The sequence below is a fragment of the Paenibacillus sp. YSY-4.3 genome (assembly GCF_054767475.1).
The window spans coordinates 39564-61791 of the sequence record NZ_BAABMC010000007.1; the positions used below are offsets into that span (position 1 = coordinate 39564).

At 47.7% G+C, this 22228-nt stretch carries 18 protein-coding genes; 5 read left to right on the forward strand and 13 right to left on the reverse strand.

Annotation, left to right across the window (positions count from 1 at the left end):
* Positions 1-145 precede the first annotated feature (145 nt).
* Positions 146-1939, forward strand: a complete 1794-nt coding sequence (locus ACYUJT_RS19860; RefSeq protein ID WP_460325483.1) for an Ig-like domain-containing protein — start codon at positions 146-148, stop codon at positions 1937-1939.
* A gap of 44 nt (positions 1940-1983) precedes the next feature.
* Here ACYUJT_RS19860 and ACYUJT_RS19865 read toward each other — a convergent pair whose 3' ends face one another.
* From ACYUJT_RS19865 to ACYUJT_RS19895, 7 genes are all read right to left on the reverse strand, one after another.
* Positions 1984-3969, reverse strand: a complete 1986-nt coding sequence (locus tag ACYUJT_RS19865; RefSeq protein WP_460325485.1) for a sucrose-specific PTS transporter subunit IIBC — start codon at positions 3967-3969, stop codon at positions 1984-1986.
* Entirely contained in the window at positions 3962-4963 is a 1002-nt protein-coding gene (locus ACYUJT_RS19870; RefSeq protein ID WP_460325487.1) for a carbohydrate kinase family protein, read from the reverse strand. The genes ACYUJT_RS19865 and ACYUJT_RS19870 overlap by 8 nt, the downstream gene beginning before the upstream one ends.
* A 36-nt stretch (positions 4964-4999) precedes the next feature.
* Positions 5000-6469: a glycoside hydrolase family 32 protein gene (locus ACYUJT_RS19875; protein WP_460325489.1), complete on the reverse strand. Its 1470-nt coding sequence runs from the start codon at positions 6467-6469 to the stop codon at positions 5000-5002.
* A gap of 168 nt (positions 6470-6637) precedes the next feature.
* Positions 6638-7618 (reverse strand): LacI family DNA-binding transcriptional regulator, encoded by a 981-nt coding sequence (locus tag ACYUJT_RS19880; protein ID WP_460325491.1) that lies wholly within the window; start codon positions 7616-7618, stop codon positions 6638-6640.
* A gap of 100 nt (positions 7619-7718) precedes the next feature.
* Positions 7719-9308 (reverse strand): alkaline phosphatase family protein, encoded by a 1590-nt coding sequence (locus tag ACYUJT_RS19885; RefSeq protein ID WP_460325493.1) that lies wholly within the window; start codon positions 9306-9308, stop codon positions 7719-7721.
* Between the two features lie 32 nt (positions 9309-9340).
* Complete coding sequence (locus ACYUJT_RS19890) at positions 9341-10048, reverse strand: DUF421 domain-containing protein (protein ID WP_460325495.1); 708 nt, start codon at positions 10046-10048, stop codon at positions 9341-9343.
* 126 nt (positions 10049-10174) lie between these two features.
* Entirely contained in the window at positions 10175-13573 is a 3399-nt protein-coding gene (locus ACYUJT_RS19895) for a discoidin domain-containing protein (protein ID WP_460325497.1), read from the reverse strand.
* 225 nt (positions 13574-13798) lie between these two features.
* Here ACYUJT_RS19895 and ACYUJT_RS19900 point away from each other — a divergent pair, with 225 nt between their 5' ends.
* The 3 genes from ACYUJT_RS19900 to ACYUJT_RS19910 all read left to right on the forward strand — a co-directional run bounded on the left by ACYUJT_RS19900 (position 13799) and on the right by ACYUJT_RS19910 (position 15776).
* A complete protein-coding gene (locus ACYUJT_RS19900) occupies positions 13799-14305 on the forward strand; it encodes a TQO small subunit DoxD (RefSeq protein ID WP_460325499.1) in 507 nt (168 codons plus the stop codon).
* 86 nt (positions 14306-14391) lie between these two features.
* A complete protein-coding gene (locus tag ACYUJT_RS19905) occupies positions 14392-15102 on the forward strand; it encodes a peptidylprolyl isomerase (protein ID WP_460325501.1) in 711 nt (236 codons plus the stop codon).
* A 161-nt stretch (positions 15103-15263) separates the two neighbouring features.
* Positions 15264-15776 carry a DUF3231 family protein gene (locus ACYUJT_RS19910; protein WP_460325503.1) on the forward strand — a complete coding sequence of 171 codons (513 nt, stop codon included), beginning with the start codon at positions 15264-15266 and terminating at the stop codon, positions 15774-15776.
* A gap of 109 nt (positions 15777-15885) precedes the next feature.
* On the opposite strand, the gene ACYUJT_RS19915 is transcribed toward ACYUJT_RS19910, so the two are convergent.
* Positions 15886-16800: a tyrosine-type recombinase/integrase gene (locus ACYUJT_RS19915; protein WP_460325505.1), complete on the reverse strand. Its 915-nt coding sequence runs from the start codon at positions 16798-16800 to the stop codon at positions 15886-15888.
* A gap of 481 nt (positions 16801-17281) precedes the next feature.
* On the opposite strand from ACYUJT_RS19915, the gene ACYUJT_RS19920 reads away from it, so the two are divergent.
* Positions 17282-17680 (forward strand): hypothetical protein, encoded by a 399-nt coding sequence (locus tag ACYUJT_RS19920; protein WP_460325507.1) that lies wholly within the window; start codon positions 17282-17284, stop codon positions 17678-17680.
* A gap of 112 nt (positions 17681-17792) precedes the next feature.
* On the opposite strand, the gene ACYUJT_RS19925 is transcribed toward ACYUJT_RS19920, so the two are convergent.
* The 5 genes from ACYUJT_RS19925 to ACYUJT_RS19945 form a co-directional block, all read right to left on the reverse strand.
* Positions 17793-18686: a hypothetical protein gene (locus tag ACYUJT_RS19925; protein ID WP_460325509.1), complete on the reverse strand. Its 894-nt coding sequence runs from the start codon at positions 18684-18686 to the stop codon at positions 17793-17795.
* A gap of 280 nt (positions 18687-18966) precedes the next feature.
* A complete protein-coding gene (locus tag ACYUJT_RS19930) occupies positions 18967-19377 on the reverse strand; it encodes a VOC family protein (RefSeq protein ID WP_460325511.1) in 411 nt (136 codons plus the stop codon).
* Positions 19378-19529: 152 nt separating this feature from the next.
* Positions 19530-20549: an LLM class flavin-dependent oxidoreductase gene (locus ACYUJT_RS19935; protein WP_460325513.1), complete on the reverse strand. Its 1020-nt coding sequence runs from the start codon at positions 20547-20549 to the stop codon at positions 19530-19532.
* Positions 20550-20591: 42 nt separating this feature from the next.
* Positions 20592-21074, reverse strand: a complete 483-nt coding sequence (locus ACYUJT_RS19940; RefSeq protein ID WP_460325515.1) for an RrF2 family transcriptional regulator — start codon at positions 21072-21074, stop codon at positions 20592-20594.
* A gap of 215 nt (positions 21075-21289) precedes the next feature.
* Positions 21290-22219: an ABC transporter ATP-binding protein gene (locus ACYUJT_RS19945; protein ID WP_460325517.1), complete on the reverse strand. Its 930-nt coding sequence runs from the start codon at positions 22217-22219 to the stop codon at positions 21290-21292.
* Positions 22220-22228 lie beyond the last annotated feature (9 nt).

The following is a 22228-nucleotide window of genomic DNA, read 5'->3' on the forward strand; positions in this document are numbered from 1 at the left end:
CTTCTATAGAAAACTAGCGGAAGAAGCATGTACTCTTTCCTAGCAATATAAGCACTTTGAAGGATATTCACCTTGACCCAATTCCCCTGATAATGGATATGTAAATATATTTTTCCAAATATTCATTGTGAAAGGAGTTTTGCTCGTGGCCAAGGAACTGAATCTAAACAAACTCATGCTGGTTACCCTCGCTATCTTGATGCTTTCGATGGGTTGGCCGAATCAAGGGTACACTGCTGCTTTGGAGGAAGAAGCCCACATTGACTGGTCCCGCATCATAGTAGGCAAACACCCGCTTTATAAAGACGTATCCGGTAAGGCCGCAACCGCTACGTCGGATGGGGGCTATATAGCCGTAGGTGACAAGTATTGCGAAACTCCGGATGAGAACTGCTCTTACGTCGTAAAGCTGAGCAGCAGCGGCGAGATCTTATGGGAAAGAGAAATGGTATATTACGACTATGATTATGAGGAGAATACAGCATTCACGGTCATCGAGACTTCCGATGGCAGCATCCTGGTTGGCGGAGAAATTAGAGATGGCTCCTATGGCCGGCCGCGTTTTGTTCCTTATGTTTTTAGGTTGAGTGCGGATGGAGAGCTATTGTGGCAGAAATATTATTTTCGTATGCCCTACTATCAGCAATCCGCAAGCAGTATTCAAGAAACTTCTGACGGCGATTTTGTAATTACCGGTGGCGGGTGGAATGAATACAGCCCTTCGCCTGCTTATCTCCTTAAAATTGATGCAAATGGGGACGAGCTTTGGTCTAAAACTTATCCCATCGGTTACAGTGGTATGTTCTCCAATATCATATTAACTTCGGATGACGGTGTCATCGTAGCCGGGAGTCGGACACTGGAGGAATATGATCGGGTATCATTACCTTATTTGCTAAAAATAGACCGCAACGGCGAAATCGTCTGGCTGAAAACCGATGAGACAGATTATGTTACATCCACCATCATTACTTCTGAAGACGGGAATTATATTCTGACGAGATATAGCCCAAGTACACAGAGCTATTACCTGCAAAAGATCAACGAAGCCGGGGATATACTCTGGAATAAACCGCTGGATTCACCAGCCATGGATGAGATAGAGAGGATTATTCGAACCCAACCGGTAGATGATGGCTATGTTCTGTTTGTGCAAAATAAACCATCCAGTATCGAAAACGGTAAATCCAGATACCAAATTATTCTACTGGACGAGAATGCTTTTCCTACAAAAAAATATCAGTTTGGCGATTTAGATTTAGGCCTTAGTAAAAATAGCATTACTGCTATTAATCAAGGGCTCCTTTTAACGGGAACAGTTAGAATTTACACCGATGGGGGCTATAGAAATGAAATGCATCTGCTAAAGATATCAGTACCCATGGATGCTCCATCCGATCCAGAATTGGCCAGACTCGAATTTCAGCAACCGGAGCTCGAGCTATCCGTGGGTCAATCCGCCGCCACTGTCGTTAACGCCGTTTATTCCGACGCTTCCGTAACAGACGTGACGTATTCCTCCATGTACGAATCTTATGACCCGAGCATCGCCAGTGTAGATGCATATGGCAATATTACTGGAAACAGTCTGGGCACAACGTGGATTAAAACAGCCTACAAAGGATTAGAAACAAGAATTGCTGTCAAAGTCTCAAATGCAAAAGAACCTGGCCGGTTCTACCTGGATTCTGAGGAATACTCCCTTTCGATTGGAACGGAGCTCGATGTGGCGGCCTACTACGTGAATGAATCCGGTCTCCCCTCCAGGGTCACGCAGGATACCGTGTTTAGTATTGATGATCCCTCTATTGCTACGGTTGATGAGTACGGAAATATTCGAGGAATCAGTCCGGGAATAACTTATATTACCGCCACCTACAACGGCACAACTTACAGAGCAAGCGTCTGGGTTGTCCGTCCGTATGTAAATCATAAATAAATACAACAAAAGACCAACGCATCACAGCGTTGGTCTTTGCCAATTTACTTCGTTGTGAACTGGACGTCCATCACGGCCTCTTTATTGGCTGTTACTGGGCCTTGGCTTGCCTTAACAGTCAGTCCAGCGACCTGCTCCGTTCCCGAAGGAATAATTACGGGAGTAACCGTGGAGAGCCCGGCCTGCTGAATGGCATCGACATCGAACTCAATGAGCAGTTGGCCTGCTTTTACCGTGTCGCCGGTCTGGGCATGGGTTGTAAATCCCTCTCCTTTTAAGGAGACGGTGTTGATTCCGATATGAATCAAGAGCTGCATGCCGCTTTCATGAGCAAGAATGACTGCGTGCTTGCTCTTATTCATGATGTGAGCCACTTCGCCGTCAAACGGGGCGAATACTTTGCCTTCGGACGGTTCAACCGCAAACCCTTCCCCCATATGCTTCTGGGCAAAAGCCGGATCGGGAACCTCTTCCAGGGCCATCAACTTTCCAGAAATGGGCGATGGCATATTCAGCACATCTGTTGAGGAATCCGTAGTCACTTGGCTAGGTTTCGCAGTGACCACCTCGGCAACACTCGAATCGGCTTGCACAACAGCCTGTTCTGAGGAATTCGCCGCCGCAGTAACTCCTGCCATCTCTGCCACCGTTTCATCCTTATAACCAAACAGCCATGTCAATATAAAGGCGATCGCCATGGCAATCAGATTGCACAGGATGTACATAGGAAGCTGTTCATTCAGATAAAGTAGCGTTCCCGGTATAACCGTAATCGCCATTCCTGTCGCAGCCAGACCAGACAACGAGGCCAGGAAGCCGCCGACGGCCCCGCCGATCAAGCCCATAACAAACGGCTTCATATACCGTAAATTGACGCCAAAGATCGCTGGCTCGGTAATCCCTAAGAAAGCGGACAGCGAGGATGGCAATGCGAGAGCTTTCAGCTTGACGTTTTTGGTCTTCAATCCCACCGCTAGGCACGCTGCACCCTGGGCAGCCATGGCGCTGGTGACCAGAGCGTTAAATGGATTGGAGCCGAACTGCTCCAGCAGCTGTATTTCCAAAAAATTAAAAATATGATGAACCCCGGTTACGACAATGATCTGATTAAAGAAGCCGATAACTAAACCTGCGATCCCGAAAGGAAGTCCCAATATAAACGTAGTTCCATGCAGTACCCACTCTTCCAAGGAATGAAACACAGGTCCGACTACAAAAAGTCCAAGGGTAATCATGACCAGCAGCGTGATAAACGGTGTCAAAATCAGATCCAACGCTTCAGGTACGCGTTTGCGCAGCATTTTCTCAAATTTTGCGCCCAGGAGCCCCATGAAAAATGCAGGCAATACGGAGCCCTGATAACCAACTACCGGTATAAAGCCGAACATAATCAAAGCTTCAGCCGAACCGTTGGCCACGCTATAAGCATTTGGAAGCGCGGGATTCACCAGCATTAGCCCTAGGACGATACCCAGAACCGGACTGCCTCCGAATACGCGAAATGCGGACCAAGCCACAAGCGCCGGGAGGAACGCAAACGCGGTATCGGTTAATACCTGCGTAAAGAGCAGGAAATTTGCCGGAATATCAGCAGCCGTCATCCCAAAAATCGACAAAATCTGCTCTTGCGTAAGCAAGCCGCGTAGTCCCATAAATAATCCCGTAGCGACGAGCACCGGAATGATCGGCACGAATACGTCGCCGAACGTGCGGATTGATCTTTGAAATACGTTTCCTTGCTTCTTGCTTTCGCTTTTAATCTCTTCTTTCGTCGTGCCTGTAATTCCGAGATTCTCTACCTCTTCAAAGATGCGGTTTACCGTGCCGGTGCCAAAAATGATCTGGAACTGCCCCGAATTAAAGAAAGCTCCTTTTACCTTATCGATATTCTCTACTGTGCCTTGATCGATTAGGTCTTTATCATGAACCATAATCCGCAGCCTTGTAGCGCAATGCGCGAAGGAAGCGATATTCTCCTTACCGCCAACCGCCTCTATGACCTGTTTGGCAATATCCCGATTTTCAGACATGTGTAATCATCCCCTTGTTGGATTGCATTGCAATAAGTTGTTGTACGTCTCCCTGATTTGGGAGAGCTGGGATTGCGCCTTTGCCCGCAGTTGTCCATGCCCCGCAAGCATTGGCAAACTCAAGAATTTCGTGATGATGTGTACGAAACACCTCTATGATACTGTCCTGAGCCGCTCTTTTCTCCAACAGCTTATATAGTAAGCCGCCGACAAACGCATCTCCGGCTCCAGTCGTGTCTTGCACCTTGACGTTAAATCCTTGTCCCTCATACTTCTCCTCCGCAGAAAGGTAAAGCTCCGCTCCTTCTTTCCCTCTAGTATAAACAACAGCTTTGACATCACCTCGAAACAAGGAAGCTATGGCCTCCTTCGTTGAAGCAATACCCGTCACGAACTCCAGTTCATCCTCGGAAATTTTCAAAATATGAGCGGCCGGAAGGAAGGCTTGAATCGTCTGCCGGCACTCCTCCGGACTTTTCCATAAAGCAAGCCGAACGTTCGGGTCGAAGCTGACGAGCCCTCCCTGTCTTTTTATTGCATGAATCGCTTTCAGATGCGCCTGCTTCATCGGACTTTCCACGAGATCGACCGATCCGAAATGTAAAATATCGTTCGCATCGAAAATATCCGGATTAATTTCATCTTCCGAAAGTAACAGATCGGCCGAGGGACTGCGATAAAAGGAAAAGTCCCTCTCTCCATCTTCCCGCAGCGATACGAACGCTAACCCAGTGTTCGCCTCATCCGTCCGCCGAATGAGATCTGTCCTTACTCCAACATGAGCAAGCTGCTCGATTAAATAGTCCCCGAACGCGTCATTTCCCAGCTTGGTCAGCATGGAGGCATTCCCGCCAAGCTTCGCTACCGAAGCCGCCACGTTGGCTGGCGCGCCTCCAGCCGCACGTTCAAAAGCCTGTACATCCTTCAGCAGACTCCCCTTTTGTAAGGGGATAAAATCAATTAACACTTCGCCGATTGCAAATAACTGTCCCATGCTGTCACCAACCCCGTGTCGTTTTCAAATTGAAAGCTATATTTTCCACAGAGATGCTCGGCATACAGCCGATCCCCCCTGAGCAAAAAAGCCGATCTGCGTACTCTCCGGGCTAGGAAAAATACGGCTTGTAAACACTTCTTCGCCATCGTTGACGAAGATCTCTACGGAAGAGGTGTCCACGAAAAGCTGGAACTTAATGTTCTCCGCTTCCAAATGGCAGCGCCGTACGCTTCCGTATTCCACGGCAACGGGGTAACCGGATAAGGATCTGTCCAAAATGACTTTCTTGGTTGTCCGGTCATACATCAGCACCGTCTTCTCGGTGTCTCCTACCCGAAATTCAATCCCGAACCGCTCGGCGTCCGTATCGGAAAACTCGCATACCAATTCATAGGTGGTTCCTTGAAGTCCGGCAAAGCTCTTCGTCTCATTCTGTAAAACGGCTTCGGCCTTAACCTCTTGTTTGCGCAGCTTCTCCAGCTCCCTGACTGGACGCTGAATGATTTTGCCGCCGCGCAGCGTCAATTCTCTCGGCAGAGTCAGGCAATTGGCCCACCCGTGATTGTCCGTAGGATAGTTGGCATCGGGAAGGCCCATCCAGCCTACGAGAATCCTTCGGCCATCCGCCGCTTCCGTCGTTTGCTGCGCATAGAAATCAAAGCCTCTGTCCAGCTCTTGAAATTCCCCATGCTCTAGCTTCTTTGTCTTTAGATCCAGCGGCTGACCGACAATATAACCGGACTGGAATATATTCTGGTAGTAATCTCCCTTAGAGTCCAGGCCTTGCGGTGAAAACAGCAATATCCCCTGTCCATCCAGTTCAAAGTAATCCGGGCATTCCCACATGTATCCGAAATCAGGCAAGCTTGTAGAGATTTCGCCTTCAAAGCTCCACTCTTGCAAATCCTGAGATTTGTACAACACCGCACAACCAGTACTATTGGCCCGCTGCGCTCCGACGACACAATAAAATTCACCGTTACTGCTCCACACCTTCGGGTCTCTGAAATGATCCGTGTAACCAGCAGGTACCGAGTCGATCACTGGACCGTCTATTTTCGTAATCGTTCCGCTGCTGTCCATGACCGCCAGGTTCTGATAAGGATGTCTGACCCAATGTTCATCCCGCGTATTTCCGGTATACATTAAATACAGCTTGCCGTCTTTGACGATCCCGCTGCCAGAATAAGCCCCGTGGGAATCATGCGGGTCACCAGGCTCAATTCCTATGCCGACATTATGCCAATGCACCAAATCCTTCGATTTCGTGTGATACCAATATTTCATGCCATGAAACGTTCCCAAAGGAAACCATTGATAAAACAGATGATACTCCCCTTGATAAAACGCAAAGCCATTAGGGTCATTCAACAGGCCAAATGGCGGCTGAATATGGTAAGTCTGTCTCCATGGACAGTTCTTAACCTGCATTTGAAGCTGTTCTACTTCTCCAGGCTTCGCCTGATCAAGCTTCCTGTACTTTTCTTCCCTTGATGTTGTCATCGAATGCCTCCATCTCCACTCATCCTTCGAGTGGCAGTAGAACCGGTTCCATTTTTTGTGCGAGAAAGAGGAACCGGTTCCAAAAAATCAATAAAAGATGTTCCATAACTCTAAAGCTAATTGCAATGAATTATGGAACCGGTTCTGTCTCGAATTATAAACACCGGTTTACCGTTTGTCAACGCTTTCTCGCTCAAGGAGCTCGGTATCCAGCATGGTAACTTGTTCCATCTCCTCTTCCCGCACGAGCTTGATCATATTGCGGGCTGCCGCTTGTCCTGCCTCTTTATAAAAATATCGCACCGTAGTCAAAGTAGGATGGATAATTTCCGTCACGTCATATCCTCCAAAACCTGTCACCGACAGATCGGAAGGGATGTCGATTTGCCTTAGGTATGCGGCTTTCATGACTCCGAGCGCAATGTTATCCGTGGCACATACGATAATCGAAGGCGTGCTTTCGTCCAAAATCCGCGATGCAGCGGCCATCGCATCGGTCATTCTAAAGCCTGTTTCATAATAGGAGACTGAGCACGCCGTACCTTCCAGGCTCTTTTTAAAGCCCTCTTTTCTCCGGATGCCCACGGAAACATCCTTCTCCGTCACTCCGAGATAGACCATTTGCCGATGACCCATTTCCAGTACATGGCGTCCTATTTTGTACCCCGCATCAAAGTCATCATGAATCAGGCTGTGCAGTTGAGCATGCTTCTGTCCCACCAATAATATCGGGATTTTGATCTCTTCTGCCGCTTTGAGGTGCTCGTCATTCACTTGGGCGGCCAGTAAAATGATCCCCGAGACCTTCTGTCTGGCAAAATCATAGATCGCTTCGATTTCCCGCTTCATATCCTGGCTCGTATTTGAAATCAGCATTTGGAAATTGGCGCTGCGCAATTCTTCGTCAATGCCCATCAGCGTTTGGGAAGTGGCAAAAGAATCGAGACGAGGCACAACTGTTCCAATGATATTCGTTCTTCTCGCCTTCAAGCTTTGAGCAAATGTATTAGGAACATAATGATGCTCCTTAATGACTTTTTCAATGCGCTGCCGTGTTGCTTGGCTGACCGATCCTCCGTTTAAATAACGGGATACCGTACTCTTGGCAACGCCTGCGATCGCGGCAATATCTGAAATTGTTTTAATCATCGTTACTCCCTTTTTCCATTCCCGGTTTATTCTTCATACCTAGTATACTGTCTTTTTCATCCGCCGGGTAGTTGGTCGGGAGGAGCGCTGATATGACTGCTTACTGCTTCGTCACCAGCTTCATCAGAAAAGGCTTTATATCGACGATACGCAGATTTTCAGGCCGTTCTTCCGTACCGCTGATAATCAACGGCACAAGTGACTCGGCATGTCCAAGAGAGCCGTGGCTTCCTCCGCCCTTGTGGGTCGGCGAATGCTGGTCGGCCAGCTCATAGCCTGGTTTGGCGGTCAACACCAAGTAATCGCCGTCGTGTGAATGCAAGGCCCCGTACAATCTTCGCAGCACATCGGGATACCGCTCGTAATCCAAAGTATGCCGCTCCTGATTTATTTTTAGATCCAATGTTTGCGGTTCCCCTTCCACCGTCCATGTTTGCTTGTAAGGATCGGTCAGTTCCCCGTCCGTTTTGAATCGGAGCTCTTGGGAGGCGCCATCACTAACGCAAATCCATTCTCCATCTCTCCATGCAATGATATCGATGCGTGAATCAGCCCTGATGGCAGCGGCAATATCTCTGGTCTGACGAGCCTTTAGATTGTAGACGTAGGCCATCGTTTCATTCACGGCCAGAACGATTTCCGTCTCGTCCGTCATGGCATCTCCCTGACTGAAGACGTTAAAATTTTGAAGCAAAGGGAACAATTCGATAACTGGATTCTCATTCGCAGGCAAGATCTTAGTCATGCCGCTATCTCCGATAATGACGACGATCGCCTGTTCCAGCGCCTTTTCCAATGAACCGAAGTTTTGTAATAAGGTTTGGAGCTGCTGGTCGGTATCCTTGAGGCTGCTCAGATCGGATGGCCCTTTTTTATGAATCTGCTGATCCATATCTGGCAGGTATATATACAAGAAATCAGGAAGCTTATCTTCCTTGATTAAATAGCTCGCAGTGGATATCGAAAATTCACTATTGATGCCCAGACGGTGAATTAAGCTGCCGGGAAGATCTTCGATCCCTTCCAGCGGATTGGTCAGCGAACCTAATGCCAAAAAGTCCGGACCCATGACCGGGATCGATTCAGGCATAGAAGTTGGCCCATGCATCCAGGCCGGTAGTGATAACGTATGAGGAACGGGGCCGCGATAGATCAGACCGTTAATGCTGCCTGTTTTCTTCCCCGCTCGTGACAATTCTTCATAAATTGTTGGCAGCTCGGGGTTCAGATGACTGCCGTTCAAATGCATCAAGGCATCCGCCATAACCTGATTCACGCCAATCTTCATCACCTCCGTCGGCCCAGTTCCGTAATTGATGAGCTTATTATCTCCGACGGAGTACCAGTTCAGCGCAGGCACATGATGGCGATCCGGATAAGATCCCGTAAGCAGGGAGCTATCGATCGTCACAGACATCGTAGGGAAAGAACTGACCATATCCTTGTAGTATTGACCCCGCTCGATCAAGTATTGAAGTGTTGGAAGCTCCTTTTGCTCTATTCCTCTATCTACGGACTCGGCCATTAAGGAGTCAATGACGAGGAAAATCACTTTTTTGGCACTGTCCCCCGCGTTGGATTTCACTTGCATCAAGTCCTTCTCTTTCGGAGAAGGTTTCTGCTTCCTGCGGGACGACCAAATCGCAATCAGCAGGAAGAGAATGACCAGCACAATCACCGCTTCTAACATGGAGCGACACCAGCCTTTCAAGAGAATAAGAGTCATTTTGCATACTTTTTCATCACCTGTACAACGTCATGATTGTTGACAGTTGCCAGCATCACATCGCGAATACTTGCGTTAGCCCGGGCGATCTGCTCCTCAAGCCATTCGGGATCTTTGCCTATTTCCTGCAGCAGCGTCATTTCGATTTGACCCTCAATGATAATCGGCCTTGTAATGGCAAATGGTTGCGTCTCCATATTCATATCCGCTGGAGTAACCGGCTGGTAAGGAGTATCCATAAAAACGGAGATAATTCCCCCAGGCTCCCATAATGCAAGGGATACCTTTTGAATATCCTCTACTTTTTCTTTGCGCAGCTCAGAGAATAAGAAATCCGCCGAAATTCTGGCTTTCTCTAAATGCTGGAATTGAATTTGTCCGTTTTGAATGAGCGGGATCGGTGCGGGATGCAGAAACCGGTTGAATCGAGGCCATTTCAAGCTTAGCCAGGTCCCTATGACATATAGCACGGTAAGCGTAACTGTAGTAATAAATGATCCCTGCAATCCGAGCCTCTCGTCGGACAGCGGATGTGCAATAATATTTCCGAGGGTTAAAGCGATAATGAAATCAAGAAGTCTCAATTGCGAGATCGAGCGCTGACCCATGAACTTAGCGACTATGAGCAGGAAGACAAAGCTTACACTCCCTCTCAAAATCCATTCCATGGCCGTTAACGATTCTTTGCCTTGAAAAAAATCCAATCCATTCAGCCCTTCCGCTAAAACGAGTTATTTTTTAAGTTCTCCTCACTCGCTGCTCTCTATGCACAAAAAAAGGAAAAGGAGCTCCGAAGAGCTCCTCTCCACCCGCCAAACAAGGCGAAGTAATTATTGGATCAACAAGTTAAAACCATTCAGGATGTAGTACAAATTCGGATATGCGATATTTCTGGTGATGAGGTTATTGAATCTTGCAGAACCATTCCCCGTATAGGAGAAAATAGCTGAGCCCTGATGCGGCCCGGAGAAGCGCGAGGTCGTGACTCCGTCAAGGCCGGTACCGTCTATCGTGATGTTGTTGAAGACAATATTCTCGAATCCTCCGCCATATCCGAATTGGATAGCGTCGCGCTGCGTATTGAGAATATCGATATTGTTGAACGTTACGTTTCTGATCGGATCGGTTGACGCTTCAAGATCGATGGCGCCGCGTTCCCCGTTGTAGAGATCCTTACTTGTGCCGCTATTAATAATGGTTGTGTCCGAGAACACAATTCCGGTGTTGTTCTGGAAATGGTAGCCGGGGAATACGGTATTCATTCTAATCCCGGAACCGCCGACGGTGTCGATGATCAAATTATGATCTGCCTTATGTCCGCTTCCGCCGAAAAAGGCAATGGCCGCTGCGCGCCAGTTATTTTCGATCGTGTTATAGGAGAATGTATTGTTTACTCCCGCTGGCGCTCCATTTACGTTACTCGTCCAGACGGCAAGGCCGTCATCCCCATTGTTGCGTATGCTGCTGTTGCGGACAGTCGAATTGCTGGTACCTTGGGCAAAGTTGATGCCGTCGGCCAAATTGTTTCTGACCCGGCTGTTCTCAATAACCAGTCCATTGGCATAAATGGCGGGAGTATGGGCATAATCCCCTACCCAGAAGCCACATTCAAAGTGCTCCACCCACACATCATGTATTTTGGAATTGGTGCCGAAATTGTCCATGAAGCCTTTGTAGATGGCGTTTTGCCCGTATCGCGACCGCAGATTCGAATTAAGATATACATTGCTGAAGTCAAGCTGGCCTTGAATTCGGAGCGAGATGCCGCCGCCGGCTGCGTTCGGATTCGTGAACTGCAAATTCGTGTGCCAAATACCGGCCCCTGTAATCGTGATATTGCCGATCTTATTACTGACGGATCCGATTTCCCACATGCCGCCAAGATGGAACGTTCCCTCGGGAATGTACAAAGTTTTGCCTGATGCTACCGCCGCTTGCACAGCGGCCTTAAAGGCATCAAGATCATCCTTTCCGTCATTGGCTACGGCACCGTAATCCGTGACGGACACCGCGTTCGCCGGGCGAGGAATCGCCGCAGGAACCGGCTCGATTTCCAGGAAATCAACTCCGTATTCCAGGTTGCCGCTATTACTCTTCTGAATGCGAATCGTATCGCCAGGCTTCAGCGGCGTATCCAGCTTCCAATGTACCTCGTCAAAGCGGAATAGCGGTCGTCCTGAACTAGGTGTATCCCCAGGCATATCGCCGGAAAAATACTGCCAGCTATAATAGGAGCTTAATGGCACGGTTTTCGCTTTGGTGCCGTTAACGTACACATCAAGCGAACCGTTCAGCCCCATGCCGTCCGCAGAGTCCGGCATCGTAAATCGCATAGTCACTCCTGCCCCGCCCTGACCCTGCTTAATCGTCCATTCCAGATACGACCCATTTGCAGGAAGAGCTACGTAACGCTGGCCCGAAGCTTCCGAAGCAGTCATGGACTGGTCGAACGTCGGAGCCGTCTTCAGGATGGCGCCGCCTCCGCGGGTGGCATCATCTGTGTCATACCGGCTATACGGCATGACCGCGCCACGGGCAGCATTTATGGTCAGGTTGGCCGTACTCGTATTATTCGCCTGCTTCGCTTCGTGTTCATTGGCATCCGCGGCAATAGTCGTGACCACGGTATAGCCCCCAATTGCCGCTGTCCACGTTCCCGGAATAGCGACATTGACGGACGCTCCGGGAGCCAACACACCGCTATACGAACCATTAAACGTTTGGACGGCAGCTCCGGCGGCATTTTTGAGCACAACCGTTATTCCGTGGGAGCCGCTTGCCGAAGCGATGCTTCCTTGATTTTTAAGATTAACGTTAAAAGACACAGCATTACCAGCTGCCGGATTGCCCGGTGACCAGGAAACAGTACCTACCAAGTCCGAGCTCGCTGCTTGAGCCACAACCAATGGCGAAGCGCTCGTATAGCTGTTATTCGTTTCATTCTGCTCGATGATCGCGTTGCTCTCGTCGACCTTCGCGTTGACCGCATAGTTACCGGCTGTTTTCGTTCCGGCGTTCAGCGATGCCGTTGCCGAAGCGCCTGCAGCAAGTGCTGCGACCGGAGCAGAGCCAACTAGCTCGTTATTCAAGTAGAAATTCACTGTCGTAGCGGCAGAACCGGCATTGCCGATGTTTTTCACTGCTGCGTTTAACGTGATCGTGCTGCTCTCGTTAGGTGATGACGGTGACCAGGTTAGATCGGTAATCGTCAAATCAGGATTTGACGCCGGTGTGCCGAACACCTGGAATTCGGCAATTTGCCCCGCCGGTGCTCCAGAGTTGGAGGATATGTTCAACTGCAAGCGCTTGACCGTTGCCGTCAGCGGGATCGTCACCGAGTTGCCAGTAGAGGGATTGAAAGTGTAGGCCTGTGCGGATACGAGATTGCTGAAGCTCGCCGTATCCTGGTTATGGCCAAGCACTTGAATCGTCTGCGTTCGCGTGCTCCAAATCGGGTCTGGGTTCAGCTTCAGCACGATGGATGTAACATTGTGATTTGCACCAAGATCCAATGTCAAAGTACTTGGATGCCCTCCCCCTTCCCAATACGTATTTATGTCGTTGTCATTTGCATGGGCAGCCACGTATGTAAACGTGCTCGAGGATGCAGAAATCGGCTTTCCGATCGCAATGTTAGTTCCTGCAGGAGATGTCGGTGTCGGTGTCGGCGTTGGAGATGGTGTTGGTGTCGGACTTGGGGTTGGCGTCGGTGTTGGTGTCGTGCCGCCAGCGCCGTAAATCTCAAATTCAGAGAGCTGTCCTGCGGGCCATACCGTATTGCCTGTGAAATTCAGTCGAACATAACGGGTGCTGGCTGCAGCGAAGCTAATCGTGACCGTATTATTGGTATTCGGATCGAAATCATAACCTGCGGAATTGACGATGTTCGTAAACGACGTTCCATCCGTACTGCCTTGCACATCTAGAGTTTGAGTTCGTTTCTCCCAATTTTGCGGCAGTTTCAGCACAATTTCATCGATGCTCGTATTTTCGGCCAAATCGACCTGGATCCACTGCGGAAATGCATTGTTCGCACTTTCCCAATACGTCCCCTGATTGTTGTCCCTCACATTGTTCGGTTCATAAGTTTGGGTGTGCCCGCTCGCCGTGATGACTTTGCCCAGCGTCAGATTCGGCCCGCCCGCAGCTGAGACGGAGAAATCTGTTCCTGCCGCCATAAACAGGCCCAAAATTAGAATGCTCACCAACAGCAAAAAATTGTTGCGCATTTCATTCCTCCTTATTTATGATATATTTACAGACAATTCCATTATAAGGGGGAAACTGTTTAATTATAATTAGCAATTCTACGAAAAAGATAGGCGTTCTCAAGTTTATCCTACATTTGAAATCAGAATTGGGCTCGCAATTGGGTTTGGGATTAGTCTGTTACATTAAAATTTGAGGCACTGTCTGAGTAGAATGTATTTATCTATGAAAAGGAGTTGAAAGTTATGGCGAAAATTGATTTTTTTATGAGAGAAAGTAAAGCCGGCGCTATTTTTCTATTGCTGATTCGATTTTATTTAGGCTGGAAATGGCTTACGGCCGGCTGGATGAAGCTTACTGCCTCACAACCATTTGATAGCACGGGCTATCTTCAAAACGCCGTAGTCAACTCTAAAGGAGAGAATCCGATTATTCAGGACTGGTGGGGAAATCTATTGGAGTCCACTATCATCCCCCATGTTGAAGTATTTAACTTTCTGGTTCCATGGGGGGAATTTTTAGTCGGGTTAGCATTGCTGCTAGGAATATTCACTGTTGCTGCTGCCTCCGCCGGCATGTTCATGAACCTTTGTTTCTTCCTTTCAGGATCGATTAGTATTATCCCTCAAATGCTTTTATGCGCCTTCCTTATCATCTACGCGGGTAGAAACTCAGAGCGAATCGGCGTAATGTATTTGCTTAGCAGGTATTGGTTTAAGGGCGAAGCCGCAACTCCAGCAAATCCTGACTAGACTCTAAGATTATACAAACTGGAATTTTCAGCGGAATGTCGGTATGATAGAACAAGATTTGTTACAAAGGAGTTGGACCAGCACTTATGAGAAAAAAGCTACTAGTATTCCCAGTCCTCCTTCTGCTGACTGCTATGATCATTGGCGGTTGCGGCAAGGACAAAGAAGCAAAGGAAACGCCAGCAAATCAACAATCATCTGCCGGCAATAGCGCGGAACAATCAACACCGCCAGCGGAACCGGCGCCTGAACCGCAAAAGCAAAAAATGAGCTGGGACAGCCCTCCAGCCATGGAAATTGACACGAATAAGTCGTACACCGCCGAATTTACAACGACGAAGGGGAACTTCACCATCGAGCTGTTCGCGAAAGACGCGCCAAAGACCGTCAATAACTTTGTATTCCTGTCGCGGCAAGGCTTCTACAATGACGTCACCTTCCACCGGATCATCGAAACCTTCATGATTCAATCCGGAGATCCGGAAGGCACTGGTGCCGGAGGCCCTGGGTATCGCTTCGAAGATGAGAAGACGGACTACAAATATGAGCCAGGTATTGTTGCGATGGCCAACGCCGGACCGGATACGAACGGCAGTCAATTTTTCATTTGTACGGGTGAGCACAGTATCGGCCTAAACAATACGCCAAATTACACTATTTTCGGCAAAGTGACTGATGGCATGGATATCGTCCAAGATATTGCCGCCACACCAGTACAGACCAACCCATTCACCGGAGAGTCAAGCTCACCTACAGAAACCGTCCAGATTAAAGAAATCAAGATTACAGAGCAATAAAAGCATGGACATTATAATTAGAACAGGCCCCGTATTCCTTAATAGGAATTGCGAGGCCTGTTTCTGTTTCGCTATTACTTTATATTAAGTAAGGAGAATAAATCATAAGCATGAAGTGAATAATGACGGTGATTATAATAAAAGGAGAGAAAGTAAACGATATGGGTATTTTAAGCGGTAATCCAAAAGACGAACCTATGCATTATGGTGAAATTTTTAGCGTATGGCAAGCATCCATGATCGCTAAAGGCACAATTTCTTGTTACCAGGCCTTCCTCAACCATGCCGGAGACCAGGATCTAAAGAAAATTCTCGAAGCTTTAATTGAACAAGCAAACCTAGAAATTAAAGAATGTGACACCTTACTCACCGATAACGGCATTGCACCCGCACCTGTATTGCCAGAAAGACCCCCAGTTAAGCTTGAGGATATTCCAGCCGGAGCAAGATTTACAGATCCGGAAATTGCCGCAAAAATTGCAGCGGAGAATGCGCTTGGTCTTACAGCCTGCAGTTCGGTCATGGGGCAATCGATCAGAGAAGATATCGGCGCATTATTTGGCAAATATCACCTTACTAAAGCTGCCCTGGGCTTGCGAATTCTTCAAATGCTCAAAGAAAAGGGCTGGCTGATCCCTCCCCCTCTCCAAGTAAAGAGACCTGTCGAAGAATAAATATACTCTGATTGAATAAGATTGAAATCAAAAATCCCACGCAACGTGGGATTTTCTAGTTTGGAACTTAGAATTTAAATTGAACTTCAATACAGCTTATGCTGAATCTTCAAACCTTCGGCACTTCAATCGTCGTCATTGCACTACGCTTCTGCTCGTCATTAATATGTGTATAAATCATCGTCGTCTCGATCGAGGCGTGGCCCAGCAGCTCCTTCACGACACGAATATCTACATTTTTATTCAGCAGCATCGTGGCAAAGGAATGCCTTAGCTTATGGCAGGACAATTTGAGATCGCTCAAATGCGGGTGATCCTGTTTGTAGGCCTCGAACACTTGTTCCGCAATCTTCTGAATTTGGCGAATCGACAGCCTGCGGCCCTTCTGGGATACGAAGAAGGCTTCCTCCTTCGAGCTATACGGCCGAATTCGATCCTCTTCCACCTTAGAGAGATACTCCACCACCAAATCAGGCAGCGGAATCTCATTCCATTTCCGGCCCTTTCCAAGCACTTCGAGTGTTCCCTTCGCTTTTTTGAAATGTGGCAAATTCATCCGATGCACCTCACCTACCCGCAGCCCGCAGTAACCCATCAATAAGAAAATGGCCAGGTTTCTATCGCGATAACGGCCCTCTACATAATCGAGTACCTTCTCTAGCTCATCTTCTTCCAAGTAGACCGGAATTTTATTTTTTTCCGTTTTCGACTTTTTGACCTCCAGCGCAGGGTTCCGAGTGGCCAGCTCAAAATCTATCAACGCCGCATAAAACGAACGGATCGCCGATAACGTACGATTCCTCGTCTTATCGCCAGCTGTTTCCCGCTTCGATACCAAAAAGCTCACAACATTTAATTTCCCGGCCTGCTGCACCGGAAGTTCATCGAGAGAAAGCAAATAATCGTATACTTCCCTCATATATTCTTTTCTAGTTGCTTCGGTATAACCCGACTGCTTCATCCAAATTGTAAATGCTTGAACCGGCTCCGCATAAATTTCTTCTATGTAATATTTTGTAGTCAACGCAATCCCTCTTATGATGTATAAGTTTTTTTACAATTTCTAGCTCATTTTTGCAAAAATCAACTCGATAACTAGCCGTCTTAAAGAAAACAAACCGCTCTAAAACAAAAGTGCGTAAAATACGTGTTTGGCGTACTTATTATAGCACATACGTTCCCTAAAAGAAATGTACGAATCCTGTTTTGTTGTTGTGAATTCTCATTTACACGCGGCTAGCCCTCTCTCGCCGCCCTTATTGTCGGACAAAAACATATATGCCATTCACCCATCCCTCCTTTCAAGCAAAAGAAGTATCCGTTATCTTGATAACTTTTGCACTTTTTGACCCGCATCATCATTGCACTGCAAATAAACCCAAAAAAAATAGGTAATTAGTATTATTTATACTTTATGTAATTTAATGGTAATATAAGGTAACTGGAATATTACTACACTTAATGGATTTAAGATATTAAAAAAATGAAAAGGAAGTGTGCCAACAATGAAAAAAATGTTTGCATCCGTACTTACAACCGCTCTCTTAATTACTGCCGCTGTTCCAGCTTTTGCCCAAGACAGCACTCAAGCTGCTGCATCAGCAGCCGTAAAGGTTGTCAATCCTAAGTCGATTTCTGCTCAGGCTTATTTCTTCGCTAATGTATCTTGGAGAACTGTTCCTGGCGCAACTTCCTATGAGTATTTCGTGTACAAAAACGGCAGCCTGCTTGAGTGGGGGATTCAGGGTGTTTTAGTGAATACTCAAAACAGAGATGTCGGGATGGAGACGGGTAACGCCTACAAAATAGAAATTAGAGCGGTTGGTCCAAACGGCAATCAGCTTGCTTGGGGCACGACGAATACCTTTATCGCAGGCCCCACTTCAATTTCCGTACCTCTGTAGTCTAATGTCAGGCTGCCGGTTACCTCAAACATAACGCAAATAGGCTGCCATATTGGCAGCCTATTTGCGATGGGACTATGTTATTGTGCGTAGAACGCGGTTCTATAAGGATCTATCCACCCAACCTCTGCTGGAGAATTACGGCCAGTTCATCGGCAGTATCCCAAACAATCGGGCGGATATCTTTTATTTTGATAGGAGAATTTTCGGCATGGCTGCTTTTCACCGTCCAGATCACCGGGATCTTCAAACCAAGCGCATATCCCGCGGCAAAATACACCTCAGGAGATTGAGCCGTTAAATCTGCGATAACCAGTTTGCTGTCCGCTATAAGTTCTAATGAGTACTTTTCAGAGCTCTGCGTTTTCGCGTGTGCAAGCAAACGCGGCTGGTAACCGTATTGCTCGATTTTTGGCAGCAGCATTTGCAACCACTCCGCGCGCAGTTCCTCCTCATCCGAGATCAGTACGGAGCATGGCACTAATTTTTTCCCTCCGGCGCTTGCGGCTGCTTCGCTCCAGCCCTTTTCCGTAAGCTGAAAAGTCATTCCCTCCCTGATAAGCAGCTGCTCGCTTCTAAGCTTATCAATGATATATACCAGCTCTTGCAAATTGGGAGAATACGTCAGATTATAGCTGCTGGAGAGCGGATGAATGACAACCGGCTCCCCGGGGCCTTGTGAATGCCTATACAAAAATTGCAGCAGACGGTTTCCTTTATCTTCAACGGCCACAGGAATATTGGGAGAATTAACGATAGCTTCTAAATCATTGGCTTGTAAAGTGACCTTCTCATCGCAATCCGTATGCTGCCGGATATAAGCAGAGACTATATGAAACATGTCGCGTTTTTTTTGGTGCGTGAACGAATAAATCGTTTCATAGCTGTCTCTTCGCAGACTATAGAACCCATTTGGCGAACAGGAACAGCCTACGTAAATATCGTAATCGCCTTCCGCTTTAGTTGGGACTATCTCATCGCAGAACAAACAATGTTTCTTATTCATAACCACTTATCACCTCTTATCTATTACTTATCCTCTACCTTACCAAGATTTTTTTGAAAAATAGACAAGAAAATTCTTCCTTGGTCCAAGTTAACAATCTATGATACGGCGGCGATAAAAAAAGAAGTCTCCCCAGGTCTAACCTGAAGGAGACTCCCTATTTCAAATTACGTCCTAACTATATTCCTTGCAATGATAAGCAACGTCTTCTTGGCTTATCGTTAGTTAATGCAATTAACTAACTCCATTAATTCATGTCGTTAAATATATCGATTCAGCCTTATTCAACCGTGGCCGGATCCATATAAATGACTTCCCATAAATGGCCATCGGGATCCTGGAAGCTCCAACTGTACATAAATCCATGATCCACCGGATCATTAAACGGTTGCCCTCCCGCGGCAAGAGCGCGCTGCACGATTTCATCCACCTGCTCCCGGCTGCTCGCAGACAAAGCGACGATAACCTCTGCATTTTCCTTCGTATCCGGTATTGCCTTCTTCGTAAACGATTGGAAGTAGGCCTCGCTCAGCAGCATGGCATAAATATGCTCGCTAATGACCAGGCAGGCTGCTTTCTCGTCCGTAAACTGGGGATTAAACTCAAATCCGACCTCTTCAAAGAATTCCTTCGTCTTTGGCAAATCTTTTACCGGCAAATTCACAAAAATCTGATTACATTGAAGCGCCATTGGGATACCACCTTTTCATGGATTGGTAATACATAGTTAAGCCTGACGAAGGTGCTTAAACAAAGAAGAACCTTTGTTCGTATATATATAATACTATAATAATCCAAAAAAGGGAATCCAAATTTAGTTTACATAATATATATTACGTTAACTCATTTCTTCATGCCAGTAATTTCGGCAACAAGCTCATATGAACGAATGCGCGCTTTATGATCATACATCGTCGTATTGATAATCAGCTCATCCGCCCCGGTGTTATCTACAAACGCCTGTAGTTTCTCCCTTACTTCGTCCGGGTTGCCAATAATCGAAGCATTAAGCTGCTTCATGACCAAGGCTTTCTCATACTCCGTCCAAATGTTCTCCATGCTCTCGACAGGCGGTGGAATTTGGCCGGGATGATTGCGGATCAGGCTAAGGAACTGTTGCTGGAACGAGGTCGCAAGGTACTCCGCCTCTTCCGTCGTGTCGGCTGCGAACACATTAATCCCCGCCATCGCATGCGGCTTATCCAGCACATCGGAAGGCTGAAACTGAGATTTATACTGCGTTAGCGCCGCAACCGTGTGCTCAGGGGCGAAATGGCTAGCGAACGCAAACGGCAATCCCAGCTTTGCCGCTAGCGCGGAGCTGAAGCCACTGGAACCAAGCAGCCAGATCGGAATATCTTGACCTTCTCCAGGTATCGCCCTTACACGGTTATGCCGTGAATTCTCATCCAGGTAGCTCTGCAGTTGCTGCAACTGATCCGGAAAATCATGGCCGTTCGCGCGCGGATCCCGACGCAGCGCCAGCATCGTGCTCTGATCGCTTCCCGGAGCGCGGCCTAAGCCCAGATCGATTCGCCCGGGATACATGGCTTCAAGCGTGCCGAATTGCTCGGCGATGACCAGTGGCGAATGGTTCGGCAGCATGATTCCTCCAGAACCAACTCGAATCGTGCTTGTTCCGCCAGCGATATATCCGATGACCACCGAAGTCGCCGAGCTGCCGATTCCCGGCATATTGTGATGCTCTGCGAGCCAAAACCGCTGATATCCCCATTGCTCGGCATGCTGGGCCAAATCAAGACTGTTCTTGAAAGATTCGGCTGGCGAGCCCCCTTTCGTTATCGGCACAAGATCCAATACAGAATATGAAATTTCGTTTAGCTTTTTATGATGATGGCTCATATAATTTCCCTCTTTTCCGTGTAATAAGCTTCCTAGCTTACGTTATATAACCATTTTTTCCTTGATCCATGCTTGTAAACACTCTAATTTGCCTCTAAACCGCTCCTCCTGCATTTCCGCGGACAAATCGGCGACAGTTTGGCGCTTCAGCACGGACTTCCAGGCCGTCTCCGCTTCCTGCATCAAATCGGTTAACAGACAGCAATGATCCTCCTCAGGCAGTTCGAGCATATCGTTCAAAGTTCCGCACGAGGAATACAGCGTCTGTTGTCCCTCTATAGCGAGATACACGTCATAAATCCGGATATCCTCCAGCTTCTTCTTCAGCTTGAAGCCGCCTTTAACGCCAGGTACGGATGTAATGAGATCAGCACTCACCAATTTTCGCAATAATTTCTGAAAATAGGTAGCCGAGGCTCCCAATTGCTGGCTGATCGCTTCCCCCGGCAACACCGCCTTGTCGGGCAGCAGGCTGAGCAGGAAGATGGCATACACCGATTGTTCAACGCCCGTCTTCATGTGCATTTGTGTTTCTCACGCCTTTATGTTGATCTTATGCAACTAACGCGGATAAACATTATCCACGTTAATTACACTTTTAACAATATACTTTATTTTTTATAGTAAGTAAACCTCTTCTCTATCCGTCGCAGATGTTCTTTTTTTGCAAAATTAAAAAACCTCGCCAATTGGCGAGGTCGACATCGTGCAAATACCTATAAACTGTAACAAGCTTCAACTTACATCGTAGCGGATGAGGCAGCAACTAACTCCTTCTTCGGCTCAGCTGCTTCATCTTCTTTGTTTCCTTCTTTAAGCGATGAGCCATTATGCGGGTTATCGAACTGTCTTTGCTTTTGCTGCGCCAGCGCACGGGCTGCCCGCAGTCGGCAATTATCATGCGGAATGCACAGCGGTGTGCCATATAACGGGTCAGCAATGATCTCGCATTTGAGCCGGAAGACGTTTGCGATCAGCTGCTCGTCTATAACTTCATTAGGCGCTCCTTGCGCTTCGATTCGTCCGTCGCGAATTGCCACGATATGATCCGCATATCTGCAGGCAAGATTAATGTCATGAAGTACCATGACAATGGTCCGTTTATCGCGATCATTCATCTCATAAAGTAAATCCAGAACTTCGATTTGATGCGTCAAATCAAGGTATGTCGTCGGTTCATCAAGCAGGATGACCGGCGTCTCCTGAGCCAATGTCATGGCGATCCATGCTCGCTGCCGCTGCCCGCCCGACAAGGCGTCTACCGGCCGCTCCGCAAACTCGCTCATGCCTGTTGCTTCGAGCGCCTTCTGAACGATTTCCTCGTCTTCTCGCGACCATTGCTTGAGCCAGCTCTGGTATGGATATCTTCCCTGCTTAACAAGCTGCAGCACGGTCAAACCCTCTGGTGCCGTCGGTCCCTGCGGCAGGATCGCCAGTTTCCTTGCAACCTCTTTGGTTGACATGCTGGAAATGTCGTTCCCCGCGAGAATGACCGAGCCTTGCTGCGGTTTCAGGAGTCTGGCCATGGAGCGAAGGAGCGTTGATTTGCCGCAGCCGTTGCTGCCGATAAATACGGTAATCTTGCCCTCCGGTATAGAGAGATTCAAATTCTCGAATATATAGGAGCTTCCATATGACAATCCAAGCTCTTTCGCTTCCAGCGTACCCATAATAGCATT